Source organism: Clostridium ihumii AP5, from assembly GCF_000612845.1.
Classification (GTDB): domain Bacteria; phylum Bacillota; class Clostridia; order Clostridiales; family Clostridiaceae; genus Clostridium_J; species Clostridium_J ihumii.
In genome coordinates, this window is the sequence record NZ_CCAT010000043.1 from 32,969 (window position 1) to 47,445 (window position 14,477).

Consider the following 14,477-nt stretch of genomic DNA (forward strand, 5'->3'; position numbering starts at 1 on the left):
TACAAGTGATAATTGGATTTCCAATTTTAAAAAATGATTTTTTATTAAATTTGCACAGCAAATTAATTGAAAACAATATAAAAACATAGTTTTATAAAATATCCAAAGTAATAGTGATAGTTACTATTGAAACTATGATCAGTAAGAATATTATAATGGGGGAATTTATTCTCCAAAATGAACTTTTTATGGATAAATATTATACTGATTTTATTTGAAGTACAAATAAAACATTGTAGTGGGGATTTCAATCCACGGGATATTCACTATCACTATTCACTTTTCACTCTTACTTCTTACTTAGTTCCAAATATAAAAATAGGAATAACGTGTAATTTTAGTAATATCATTTAATAAAGCTATTATTTTGAATTTGAAAAGCTTTTTTATTTCATCAAGAAACAGGAATTATTTAAATTAGTATTTCTTTGAAATTTTTATGAATAACATTTTAAATAATTCCTATTTCTTGGAATACTACTATTCTCATTTAATATTTGAATAATTTCATTTTTTAGCTTGGAACCCTATAGTGATAACAAAATGTTATTTGTAAATGATTACAGGTGATGCTAAAATTATGCAGGATATATTAAAAAATACAGTGTTTTTAATATATTTTTAAATTTAGTGTACATTAGGGGGAAACAAATGAGAAAAAATTTATACAAGATTTTAGTAGTAACTTTAATTGCTACATCTACAGTTTTATATGGTTGTGGAGCAAAGAATAATGATGTTAATGCAAATAGCAATAAAACAGTGGCTGAGTCAAAGGAAGTTAGTAAAGCTACTTATCCAGTAACAGTAAAAAATTATGATGGAAATGATTTAGTTGTAAAGGAAGAGCCAAGTAAAATTGCATCTTTAACATTAGGTATGGATGAAATGTTATTAGAAATGGTAGAAGATGATAAGGTTGTAGGATTATCAGGAAAAAATGCAGATGATGAAGCAGTATCAAATGTTGCAGATAAAGCAACAAAATTTCCTAAAATAGAAAATAATATTGAAGTGCTTTTAGCTCAAAAGCCAGATTTAGTTATAGGCTCAAGTTGGATTAAAAAAGAGTTTTTAGAGCAATTAAAAGAAAACAATATAACTTATTATGGATATAAAACTCCAGAAACAATAGAAGAGCAAAAAGAGATTATAATAGATTTATCTAAAATAGTTGGAAATGAAGAAAAAGGAAAAGAAATAGTTAAGGACATTGATACTAGATTAGAAAAAGTTCAAAAGACTATTAAAGATTCAAAATTTAAAGATGTAAAAGTTATGGCATATAATATGCATGGAAGTAGTAATGGGAAAAACACAATATTTGATGATATTGTGAAGAATATAGGTGCAGTTAATGTATCTTCAGAAGCAGGACTTGAAGGTGTTGCAAAAATATCAAAAGAAAAAATAATAGAATTAAATCCAGAAGTATTAGTATTAATGGCATGGGAAAAAGATGATTTGAAAGAATTTGAAGCCTTTGCAGAAGACTTAAAAAACGATAAGAGTTTAGAAAATGTAGATGCAATAAAAAATGGAAGAGTGTATATTGCATCAAATAGATATATGACATCAGTTTCACAACACATAATAGAAGGTGTTGAATTTATGGCTGAATCCATATATAAGGATGTATATAAAAAATAGTTAAATAATTAAGAGATTATTTTAAATTAATACTTTATATAATAGTTTAGTATTAATTTTCTAAGTAATCTCTTATTTTTATGGAGCGTGATTATTATTAGAAACAAAAAGAAAAAGTTATATATAATTTTAATGGTATCATTAATAGTTTCTATAATTGTAGGAACTTCAATTGGAGCTGTTAATGTACCTATTGATGAAACTATAAAAATCATTATAAACAATTTATTTAATAAAAATATATTTATTTTAGACAGAAGTTTTGAAAGTATAATTTTTAATGTTAGACTACCAAGAGTAATTGTAACAGCAATAGTAGGGGCAAGTCTTGCTATAGCTGGGACAGTAGTACAAAGTATTTTTAGAAATCCCATGGCTGATCCAGGAGTTATAGGAATATCAAGTGGAGCTAGTTTAGGTGCAATAGTTGCAATATTTTTAGGATTAAGTGGAATGAGTATATATTTTGTGCCTGTTTTTGCTATTTTAGGTGCATTGCTTATTGCACTTTTAATTTATCGTTTAGCTAATAGAAAAAATGAGCATGCATCAATGTTAAGTCTTATTTTATCAGGTATAGCTATTAGTACATTTATAAGAGGCATAATTTCATTTATTTTGACAAGCTTAAATGAAGAACAAATGAAATCATATATGTTTTGGTCAATTGGAAGCTTAGCAGATAGAAGATGGGAACATGTAAAGCTAATATTAATTCCAAGTATAATATGTATATTTATGCTTAGAAAGTATTCTCATGATCTTAATATATTATTATTAGGTGATGAAGAAGCCCATTCCTTAGGGTTAAATCCAAATAAAACTAGAAAAAAGATATTGTTATGGGCATCTATAACAACAGCTTTAGCTGTTAGTGTAAGTGGTGGAATAAGTTTTATAGGGTTAATTATTCCACATATAATGAGATTAATTGTAGGTCCTGATAACAAATTGTTATTATCTTCTAGTGCATTACTTGGTGCCATATTTCTAATTGGATGCGATTTAATAGCTAGAATTTTATTATCACCAATAGAATTAAGTGTAGGAATAATTACGTCCATAATTGGTGCACCTTACTTTTTATATTTATTAAATAAAAACAGAAAAGATGGTGTTATATTATAATGAATGAAGCTATAATGACTATAGAAAATTTGAATTTTAAGGTGCAAAACAAACATATATTAAAAAATATTAATTTAGAATTTTATAAGGGTGAGTTAGTTGGGATAATTGGACCTAATGGAGCTGGAAAAAGCACTCTTTTAAAGTGTTTTAATGGTATAAATACATATGAAGGTACAATTTGTATAAAAGGTAAAGATATTAAAAAATATGAAGATAAAATATTAGCACAAAATATATCTTTCATGAATCAAAATACAAATATAAATTTTCCTTTTAGTTGTGAAGATATTATTTTAATGGGGAGATATCCTTATATAAAAAGTGGATATGATTTAAAAGAAAGTGATAAAATAATTGCTAAAAAATATATGGAATACATGAATATAATTGATTTAAGAGAAAAGAAAATAACAGAATTATCCGGTGGAGAAAGGCAGAGAGTACTATTTTCAAAAGTGCTAACACAAGAAACAGATATAATACTATTAGATGAACCAACATCAAATTTAGATATAAAATATCAAGAAGAAATATTTAAGTATATGAAAAAACTTACTGAAGAACAAAAATTAATAGTAACTACAATACATGATTTAAGAGTTGCCATTAAATACTGCACAAAACTTATTTTAATTAAAAATGGATATGTAATTGCTAATGGAAAATGCAATGAAGTTATAACTGAAGAAAATATAAAAATGGCATATGATATAGATGTTAGTGTTTATAAAAATCCAGTGACAAATAATTTAGATTTTTGTATAAAAGATGATATAACTTAGTAAAAGTATATAAATAAAAGGTTGTACAAATTCTTAGAACTTGTACAACCTTTTAATTTTAAAGAGTTAATCTAAACGTAGTTTTAGATAACAATCATTTAATATGTGATTGTTATTTTCAAGATCAACTTTTATTAAGCTTATTTCAGTTAAATTAGTAGTATCTAGAATAAAATTATAATATCCAATATTGTCATTATAATTGTAAGTACTATCTGAAGGATGAAATACATTGCCACTAGGTGTTTTTAAAACTAAAGAACTACTAGGACAAGTAAGCAAAGCTGATGTGAATTTAATTTTTATTTTAAATGGATATATTTTAACTTCTTCAATATTAAATCCTAAAGTGTCTTCTATAACATTATTTTTATTTACTTCTACTATTTCAATATTATTTTTAAGATTTCTATTATTTATTTTAAATTTGAAATTCCATTTAGCATTAAATTTTAAATCATTTTTTAATAAGTCAGAATTTATATTTTTAATTGCAGCATTATTAAAAGTTAAATTTATATCTAAATCTTCATCTAAATTTAAGTTATCAATATTGAAAGTATATAAAATATCCTGAGAACTATCATCATTGTATTTATAATTACCTGATATACAATTATATTCTTTTGGTGAATTTCCTAATTTTAAACTTATATCTTCAAAATTAACGTTAGATTTATTTACATTTACGGAAATATATATTTGATTATCATCTAATAATACGTCTTTTATTGTAATTTTTATATTGCTTTTTTCAATGCTTTGTCCTATTGGAGTTGTATAAGAATTAACTATAGACTCATTTATATTGTCATGGAAAAAAGTAGCTATAGAATTTTTAAATGTTTCTAATGCATTTGTTATATTATTAAAAGAAACTCCCAATATTAATATACTCAAAGAAAGTGCTATTGCATAATTTATGTGTGATTTTTTCTTTTTCAAATTATCATGTTCTGCTCTATTTATGGAATCAATAGTTATATTATCAATATTTTTAGGTATATCAATATTTTTTAAATCATTCATTAAAATCATATCCTTCCTTTAAATATTTAAGTAACATATCTTTTGCTCTGTAAATATAAGATTTTACTGTGTTTTCTTTGCAATTCATTACAAGTGAAATTTCTTTTATTGATAAATTTTGAAAGTATTTTAAGATAATTGCTGTTTTATACTTAGGTTTTAAATTATCAATAGCATTATACAAGTCTAATTTATCCTCAATAGATATAGTGTTTTCTTTAGTAAATTTATTTTTTATACAATCTAAATCTATAAATTTATTTTTATTATTTAGTTTACTATAGGCATTATTTATAAGTATTTTAGTTATCCAAGTTTTGAAGAAATTTGGATTTTTAAGTTTATGAATAGATATATAAGCTTTATAAACAGTTTCGCTATAAATTTCTAATGCATCAACTTCAGTTTTTACATATAGAAATGCTGTTTTATAAAGATATTCTTTATTTAAAAAAATTAATTCAGCAAAAGAATCTTTTGATCCTAAAATAGAATTTTCTATTAAACTCAAGTAATCTGAACTAGTGTTAAAAGCTTCATTAGTTAAAGAATTTAAATTTTCCAAAAAATCACCTCCTAATAATTATTAAATATGGAAATATAAAAGTAAATAAAATTAATTATATCTATAAAATTCTAAGCTCAAATTTAAAATATTATATTTATTAAAGAACACTTGTAAAATTAAAGTTATTACTATATTTGTAATAAATTTAAAATTTTAAAATATAGATTAAAATTATCAATTGAAATATGTATAATCTAAAGTTTAAACTTGCATTACTATATATTAGACGGTAAACATAGCATAAAAGTTGCACTAAAAATAAAATATTATAATTTATCGTTTAAATAAAACAACTATGGTTTATTTTTTTATAAACCATAGTTGACAAATTAATTAAATTTCAATAATATTGCTTATTGAGGATTTCAAATGAGAAATTAAATAATATTAATTTAAAATGAAGAAATCATTATCAAAGATAGAATTGAAAATTAAGATTACGAATTAATAAGTTTATAAAATACTAGATTGTAGCCACATAGTTTACATATAGAAAAAGCAAAGTACATAGTGAAAGGAGTGTATTAGTTCAATTTCAATAATATTAAAATGGTGTTGTCACAATTAATTTCATGGCTAAATAATTTATTGTATAAAGATATAATGAAGAAAAATAAATTTGTTGAAAGGATAAGTTGCTTAAAGTGAATAGCTTTTTATAAGCAGCAAAGGATTTTATTATGGACAAAAATAAAATTGCATCTACAACTATGTTGTTTATAGTTATAGTTGGAACAATAGTAGGATTTAAAACTGTATTTGGGAATGAAAATACATTAGTTGCAGTAGCTGGTATAACTGCAGCGTTATCATTATTAGGAACGGATTATACAATTAATCCAATAAAAAATACAATATACTTTGTGAGTTTAGAGGTGGGAATAGGAGTTTTAACATATATAGCATCAGTTAATGCTTTTTTAGGATTTATAATAACATTTATATCTATATTCTATATATTATATTCATTCACATATAATACAAAAAAACCTACTTATGTAGCATTTACATTGGGATATTTCTTTATGTTATATACACCTGTAACTTTTGATTTATTACCTAGAAGACTTATAGGACTTGCTAGTTGTGGTTTGCTAATTATGATAATGCAAATGATTGTAAATAGAAATAAATTGAAAAAAGAAGCTCAACATGGAATAAAGTCATCTATAAAATATATATCTGAAGAAATAGATTTGATTTTATCAGGTGATAAATCTATAGAAAAAATAAATAATGTAACCTACAATAATTTAAAAAACATACTGGAATCTATTTATAAAAGAATAGATTCAAAAATAAAATTACCTACTAATATAATGCAGTACTTATTTATAAGTCAATATTTAGAACGTATAAATTTAGTTTTGAATAGAGTGAAAATGTATGGCAAAGAAGATGAATATAATACAGTGATAATTGAAGTTCAAAAAATATTAGTCAGATTAAATTTGTTTATTGAAGGAAATTTATGCTTAAAAGAGTTGATAGTTGGTTTAGAAAATGCATTAAAAGATATTGAACAATCTAAAAAAATGCATTATTTAAACTTTGAATTATATCAATGTATAGAAACATTAAGGGATGACTTAGGATATAAAGAAGATTATGTTCAAAAAATGGATGAAAATTATATTTCATCTAAAGTTATATATGGGTTGAATAATTTAAAAAATAATATTAATAGAGACTCGCTTAAATTCACATTTGCATTTAGAGGGGCATTGATAACAAGTCTTGGAGTGTTTATAGTAAGTTTATTCAATCTTCAATATGGGAAATGGTTAGTTTTTAGTTTGATTTCTATAGTTCAACCATATTTTGAAGCAAGCAAAACAAAAGGAAAAGATAGAATTATAGGAACTGTAATAGGTCTTTTAATATTTGAAATTTTATTTTCATTAGTGCCATCTATGGCTGGTAGAACATTTATTATACTTTTAGTTGGATATATTAGTAATTATTTAACTGAGTATAGATATCAAATGATTTGCACAACAGTGTCTGCATTAGGGGCAGCAGCAATGATAGATACTGTTAATTATGTGTTTTTTAATAGAATGATATTTGTAATTGTTGGAACATTGATTGCATTATATGCAAGTAAAATAATACTTCCATATAGAATTAGTGATGTTATAAAAAGGGAAATTAAATCATCCTTAGAGTTAAATAAAAGTATAGTAGATAAGTTATATGATATAGGTGTTAAAAAGTTAAAAATAAATGATGATTTCAAAGAAATTTTAACTATAAACGAATTTTTGAATAACAAAATAAGTAATAATAGTAATACATTATCATTAAGTAGTATAGATGAATTCTTATATAGTCAGCGTATATTTATGTATGAGATAAGATCACTTATAAACAACTTTAAAACATATGTAAAGAATAATATGTACAGTTTAAAGTTAATTTATGACATTGAATTAATTTTAAATAAAGATATTACAGAACAAGATGTTACAGAGTGTTTTAATAATTTACAAAATAATGATGATAAATTAATATTAATTAATGTAGTAGAAATAAAATACAGCATGATGAAAGCTAGTAGAATTTATAATAATATATTAAATGAAATATAAAAGAGAAACTTCAAATGGATTAATTCTGTTTGAAGTTCTTTTATTTAATATAATTTAATATATATGTAGTAAAATAAATTAAGTTAACTTTTAACATACGTTATACATTGTAATATTAAAATAAAAAAGGGGGAATTTATTCACTAAAATTATATTAGCGTGATTGAAAAGAGTTTAGTGAATAAATAAAATTTTATGAAGATAAATATAAAAAATATATCAAATGATTTTGTAAATTATTATGAGCAATCTAAAGAAAAAAACTTTGATGAAAAGTCAAAATTATGGAATTTGCTTTATGAAAAGAAAAATAAAGATATTTTTGATGCTTATTTAAAATTAATGAGAATATTTGATAAAGAGTATCGACTAGAAAATAGATATGAGCATGCTTTTAATAGATACAATAATGATTATGAAAACATTAAAAAGTTTAGTGAAAATATAGATAAGTATATAATAGAAACCTGTGATAAATGCAATGAGTTATTTAATTTAAAAAATGAAAAATTAGAGTTAAATTTTGTATTGCTTGTGGGATTATACATGGTTGATGGATGGGTAACTGAATTTAACAATAAAACTACGGCATTTTTTGCAATTGAGTATATGAAAAATGAGGATGCAATAAAAATATTTTTAGCTCATGAAATTACACATAATATACACAATAATTTAATAGAATTTGGTAAAATTACATTGGCAGAACGATTATTTATTGAAGGAATTGCAGTGGCAGCATCAGAAGAATTATGTAATATAAAAGATAAAGGATTTTGTATATATCACAATACAGAAAATGCTAATGAAATTGTTGAAAAATGCGAATTGCAATGGAGTAATGTAAAATTAGATATAATAGATAACTTAGATAATAAAAGTGATGAGTATACATCAAAATATTTTGCAGGAGATACTGGTAATGAAAATTTACCTAAAAGAGCTGGTTATGCATATGGATATAATATTGTGAAAAAATTACTTAAAACAAATAGCTTTCAAGAACTTTTAAGATGGAATAAAGAAAAAGTAATATGTGAAGTAAAAAAATGTATAATAACTTTGAAATAGAACATAGAAAAGATTAAATACATATAAAAATCATAGATATAAATTTATCTATGATTTTTATTTTAAAAATATTAACAAAAAATTAAAAATTATTTTTTATTTTAAAAAAATGTTAATAAAATTAGAAAATAAACGAAATATTTAGTAGGTATTTCTATTGTTTTATAATGTAATATTAGTATAAATTTATAAAATAATTAAATTATACTAATAAAAACATTAAGAAATAAGAAATAATTTAGTAAATTTGTGGTATTATTTTAAAATAATTATACTAAATATAAAAATGTTAAATATTTAATATATTATGGTTGCTATTTTAGAATGAGTTAATAGTAAAATATGAGAATAAAATAGAAGTTTTAAAATTTAAGTAGTATAAATAATTTTAATAAAATATAAAAAATAAAAAGATGACTGGGGGAGTTAAAATTGAGCAAATGTATTAAAAAAAAGAAAATTGTTAAAAGCTTAGAATGGAAGATGGTAGCTATGGTAGCTGCTATTTTAGTTGTTAGTACAATTACTTTGTCACAAGTAAGTTTTGTAATTTTTGAAGATGTAATATTTAAAGGAAAACTTAAAAATTTTGAAGCGGATGTCAAAGGGTTGTCAGCAACTATAGAAAATATGATAAATAAAGAAGCTGTTGAATTAAATAAGTACATATATGATGATGATGTTATAAATTTTTTAAATTTGAAAACAGATAATTTAAAGAATAATGACAAAGAATTATTAAATAAAAAGGTATATTTAGATGACATATTAAAGGAAGAAGGCAATAATAAAAATATTGAAACTGTATACATAGTAAATATGAATGGAACTATTGTTACAGCGTCAGATAATCAAGCATTTTTAACTGATGTTTCTGATCGTGATTATTTTAAATCTATTAAAGATGGAAAAGACTTATATATTTCAGATATAATAAAGTCTAATGAAACTGGAAATTACATAAATGTAATTGCAAGAAGTATAAAAGATTCAAATGGAAAAACTATTGGAGTTGTATGTAAAGATATAATCTCTACATTATTTGTTCCTATATTTGAAAAGTACAATTATGATAACTTCAACGTAGCATTAATGGATACCAAAGGAAATGTTATATATGATAGTTCTTTAGAATTAATAGGTGGCTTAACTGGTGTAAATGAACTTGATTCATTATCTAAGGAAAGCTTTAGTGATATAAAAGAAGTTCATTATAATTATAAAAATGAAAAAAAAGTTGCGCTATGTGGAAAAGTAGAAAATACAGGATGGACAATTTTTTCAGCAGCAACTGTAAAAGCTATAAAAGCACCTATAAAAACAACTTCTTTAGTTGTAAATGGATTAACTTTATTAATACTTATTATAACTGTTATAATAGTAAAGTATATAATGAAAAAAATGATTAAGCCAATAAGAGTAATTACAGATAAATTAAAAGAAATAGCAAGTGGAGATTTAACAGTAAGAATAAGTGATGTAAACACTGGTGATGAAATTGAAGAACTTGCAAATTCTTTAAATTATACATGTGAGAATTTATCTAGTATTTTAAATATAGTCAAAATAGCCACTAGTAGTGTAAATGAGCAATCATGTAATCTTGCTGCAATTAATGAAGAAACAGCAGCATCTAATGAGGAAATTGTAGAGGCTATTAATGAAATATCAACTAAGATATGTAATGTGGCTGAAAGCTCTGTGGATTGTAAAGAAATTGTATATGAACTTGATAAAACTGTAGAAAATTTAAAAGTTCATAATAATTCCATGGAAGAGCAAAATAAAGAAATAGTAGTTGTTGTAGAAGATAATCGTAAAAAAATAGAATCATTAATAGATTCAAAAGAAGAATCTCTAGAAAGCTTTGAAAGTTTAAAAAGCACTATTAGAGAATTACTTAATGGTCTTAGTAATATATCTGAATTCCTAGTAAGTATTAGTTCTATTGCAGATCAAACAAATTTATTATCATTAAATGCTGCTATTGAAGCTGCAAGAGCAGGTGATATGGGTAAGGGATTTGCTGTAGTTGCAGATGAAATTAGAAATTTATCAACACAAACTCAAGAAGCAACAAAAAACATTTCTTCAATTATAAACAATATTAATGATATGGCTAAAGTTACTAATAATAACCTTGTAAGTACTGATGAAATTAATATGAAGGAAAAAAATTCTTTCAAAGAAATGGAAAAATCTTTTGAAAGTATGATTAAAATACTACAAACGGTTTTACAAAGTTCAAAAAAAGTACAAGATAATATTAATTTAGTATACTCACAAAATGAAAATGTAACTAATTCTATTTTAGAAGTAGCAAGTTCAGCAGAAAAAATAGCAGCCATAACAGAAGAAGTTAATGCTTCTATAAATGAACAAGCAGAAGTATTTACAACTATTAATGAAAGTTCAGAAGAATTAAGTACAATGTCAGAGAAGTTAACTAATGAAATAGATATATTTAAAATATAATTATGAAAAATACTCTTACTTTTAATTAGGTAGGAGTATTTCTTTATTATGACCATCCTAAAAGGTCTTTTTCAAGTTGATCAAAGTCATATTTTCTTTGCTCAAAGTTATTAAAACTATCTTTTTCTTTTTTATATAGTTTAGTTTCCAAATTATCTATGGTAGGTTTTTGAGTTTTATTTTTCCAGTTTTTAAGGATACCTTCTACGTAGTTAAGATTTAAAACATTATTTTTAACAGCTTCAGTCATAGCATTTTTTAAAGTTTCATCACCATAGTTTTTACATAATGAATCAAGAATGTTTTTAGTAACTTTAGTTAAAGAACCAAAACCACAATCATTGTAATAACTATAAAGTTCATTTTCAAAGTCATCAGTATTTAAATCCTTAGAGGTATTGTAATTTAAATCCATATCTAAACTATGATTATTAGTATTTAAGTTGTTATTATTATTAACTCTATTTATAGAGTTAATATCTAAATCTTTAGATTTAGATAAATTATAAAATAACGAAGTTATTTTATTTAATATATTAAATATATATTTAGCTAAGGATTTAAATCCTAGGATAGATGTAAAAAAATCCTTAATGTTGGATAAAAAATCTATGTCATAGGAATTATCTTCAGTATCACATGAAAACAAATCCAATATAGAAAAATTATCTTTATCTTGAGAAAAAATCATATTGTTAAGAAGAGCTTTAAAGTTAGCTTTCTTATGATTTATAGAATCACAATTAGAAGTAGCAGTTTTTCTGCTACAAGTATTAGTGTTTTCCTCATTGCTATTTTTAAATATAGTATTAAACTTATTTCCAAAAGTGTAAAAGGAGTAGGTGCCACCACATTTTAAAGTCTTATGTTTTAAAATATCACATTTGCAAAGCTTCTTTAATTTTCTATAAAGAGTATCTTTTTTTATATTAAGAATAGGATAGAAAGTTATAACATCACTATAATTAATCCAGTAATATCGTTCATCATCAATAATCTTACACATAAACTTCTTGTTATCTATACCTTTTCTTAAATAGTCTAAAATAAGCAAATCATCTAAAGATAATCCTAATTCATTGCAATAAATTTGATTAACATTTGAAATTGAAAACATAATAAAACCCCCTAAAATATAAATTTAATTTTATGTACTATAAGATCCTCAATCTCTATATAGGTGAAAAATGAAAAAAACAACAAAAGAAAATGTGAAGTTTTCAAAATGTTTACAAACCACATGAAATTGTTAATGTGAAGTCATAAATTAATTAATAAAATTCACAATTAAATGATATTGATAATCTTTATCATTTGGTATATAATTGGAAATGTAGAGAAAAATATCAAGAAAATTCAAAAATTATCTTATTAGAAGCATGAAAAAAATTAAATTTATAATTTAAAGGTAGGAGGGGTATAAATGGAGGATAATAGAAAACAAATTTTAACAAAGTCACCTGTAGAATTAATGTTTAAGCTGTGTACACCAGCTATAATTGGAATGGTAGTAATAGGTCTATACTCATTTATGGATGGGGTATATGCAGGTCAGCTTATTGGAAAAAATGCAATGGCTGCAATTTCTATTTCATATCCAATAACATTTTTAAATACTGGAATAGCTACATTAATAGGTGTTGGATCTGCATCAGTTTTATCTAGAGCTATAGGCAATAAAAATCAAAAGGTTATAAATTCAATTATGGGAAATTTAATAGGTTGGATTTTAATCTTATCTACTATAATAATGATTGTTGGAATTGTTTTCACAAAACAACTTTTACAAATAAGTGGAGCATCAGGAGAGATTTTAAATCTAGGTACTAGATATTTAAGAATTATATTTTTAGGGTCAATTTTTGTTAATTTTGCTCAAAGTGCTAATATGGTAATGCGTGGAGAAGGACTTATGAAAAAAGCTATGCTGATAATGGCATTTGGAGCAATTCTTAATATTATTTTGGATCCTATATTAATAATTTTATTTAAAGAAAGAGCCATAGAAGGAGCCGCAGCTGCTACAGTAATTTCTCAGATAATACAAGCTGCAATTACAATGCATTATTTTAAGAAAAAAAGCAAAAAGGTAAAAATCAAAAAAATTAAATTAGATAGTAATATTCAAAAGGAGGTATTTGCTGTAGGTATATCAGCAATGATGATGCAAGTTCTATCACTTGTGCAACAAACCTTACTTTATAGAATGGCATTTAAATATGGTGGAGATAATCAAGGAATTTTAATGGGAGCAGTAATGAGAATTTATTCATTTTCATTTATACCTCTTTGGGGAATGTCTCAAGGATTACAACCAGTAGTGGGAACTAATTTTGGCGCTAAAAGTTATAATCGTGTAAGAAAATCTACTAATACTTTTATTATTGGAGCTGTATGTTTAGGACTATTATTTTGGATTCCAATAGAATTATATCCGAGGCAAATACTAAGTCTTTTTATAAAAGACAAAAATTTAGTAGCAGAAGGAATTAAATACTTTAGAATTTTTTATAGTATATTCCCGTTAAATGGATGTATAGTTATGGCTATTACGTTCTTTCAATCCATAGGAAATGGAAAAGTTTCAGGATTATTAGTTATGTTTAGGCAAATAATTTTATTTATTCCAAGTGTTATAATAATGACTTCAATTTTTAAATTGCCAGCAGTTTGGTATACTCAACCAGTAGTAGACACAATTATTGTTATAGGAAGTTTAATTTTAATAAAAAAGGAATATATGAAACTATGTAATTGTAATATGAAAAGTGAAATTATTTAAGTATGAAATGAGAAAAAGGTTATTCCAAGGAAATAGTAATTATTTAAAACGTTATTCATAAAAATTTCAAAGAAACTCTAATGAATTTGATATTTTATTTTCAAGACCTTAACCCATCCTTGGGTTCAGGTCTTGAAAATAAAAAACAAATTAATAAGATTTTCTAAATCAATTTTTAAAGAAATACTAATTTTAATAATTCCTGTTTCTTTATGAAAGAAAAAAGTTTTTCAATTGATAAATATATTATTTTAAATTTTAACTATATAAGTGTGATCTTTTTTGAATCCACAGACCCATGTAAAAAAGTCCGTGATGTTGGATAAAAAATCTAAAGTACTATTTTAAAATCCATTTTAGTTTACATAATTATAATTAAGACGATACAAATTATTGTA

General features: G+C 23.5%; 10 protein-coding genes. 7 read left to right on the top strand and 3 right to left on the bottom strand.

From position 1 onward, the window contains the following. Positions 1-651 precede the first annotated feature (651 nt). The 3 genes from BN346_RS06035 (at position 652) to BN346_RS06045 (ending at position 3,563) form a co-directional block, all read left to right on the top strand. Positions 652-1,650 (top strand): ABC transporter substrate-binding protein, encoded by a 999-nt coding sequence (locus tag BN346_RS06035; protein WP_051540089.1) that lies wholly within the window; start codon positions 652-654, stop codon positions 1,648-1,650. 132 nt (positions 1,651-1,782) lie between these two features. Continuing rightward, a complete protein-coding gene (locus BN346_RS06040; RefSeq protein ID WP_051540148.1) occupies positions 1,783-2,778 on the top strand; it encodes a FecCD family ABC transporter permease in 996 nt (331 codons plus the stop codon). Then, entirely contained in the window at positions 2,778-3,563 is a 786-nt protein-coding gene (locus BN346_RS06045; RefSeq protein ID WP_040327259.1) for an ABC transporter ATP-binding protein, read from the top strand. The genes BN346_RS06040 and BN346_RS06045 overlap by 1 nt, the downstream gene beginning before the upstream one ends. Positions 3,564-3,629: 66 nt before the next feature. Here the strand turns inward: BN346_RS06045 and BN346_RS06050 are convergent, their stop codons facing one another. Continuing rightward, positions 3,630-4,592 carry a DUF4179 domain-containing protein gene (locus BN346_RS06050; protein WP_158644461.1) on the bottom strand — a complete coding sequence of 321 codons (963 nt, stop codon included), beginning with the start codon at positions 4,590-4,592 and terminating at the stop codon, positions 3,630-3,632. Then, positions 4,585-5,157, bottom strand: coding sequence for a sigma-70 family RNA polymerase sigma factor (locus tag BN346_RS06055; RefSeq protein ID WP_040327261.1), 573 nt, complete (start codon positions 5,155-5,157; stop codon positions 4,585-4,587). Before BN346_RS06055 ends, BN346_RS06050 begins: the two co-directional genes overlap by 8 nt. A 683-nt stretch (positions 5,158-5,840) precedes the next feature. Here BN346_RS06055 and BN346_RS06060 point away from each other — a divergent pair. The 3 genes from BN346_RS06060 (at position 5,841) to BN346_RS06070 (ending at position 11,297) form a co-directional block, all read left to right on the top strand. Then, entirely contained in the window at positions 5,841-7,751 is a 1,911-nt protein-coding gene (locus BN346_RS06060) for an FUSC family protein (protein WP_040327262.1), read from the top strand. Between the two features lie 195 nt (positions 7,752-7,946). Next, the gene (locus BN346_RS06065; protein ID WP_040327263.1) at positions 7,947-8,822 is read left to right on the top strand and encodes a DUF2268 domain-containing putative Zn-dependent protease; all 876 of its coding nucleotides are present in this window, start codon (positions 7,947-7,949) and stop codon (positions 8,820-8,822) included. 432 nt (positions 8,823-9,254) lie between these two features. Next, a complete protein-coding gene (locus BN346_RS06070; protein WP_040327264.1) occupies positions 9,255-11,297 on the top strand; it encodes a methyl-accepting chemotaxis protein in 2,043 nt (680 codons plus the stop codon). Between the two features lie 46 nt (positions 11,298-11,343). On the opposite strand, the gene BN346_RS06075 is transcribed toward BN346_RS06070, so the two are convergent. Then, complete coding sequence (locus BN346_RS06075; RefSeq protein ID WP_040327265.1) at positions 11,344-12,414, bottom strand: DnaD domain protein; 1,071 nt, start codon at positions 12,412-12,414, stop codon at positions 11,344-11,346. A 306-nt stretch (positions 12,415-12,720) separates the two neighbouring features. Here BN346_RS06075 and BN346_RS06080 point away from each other — a divergent pair, with 306 nt between their 5' ends. Beyond that, complete coding sequence (locus tag BN346_RS06080) at positions 12,721-14,079, top strand: MATE family efflux transporter (RefSeq protein ID WP_040327266.1); 1,359 nt, start codon at positions 12,721-12,723, stop codon at positions 14,077-14,079. Positions 14,080-14,477: the final 398 nt, after the last annotated feature.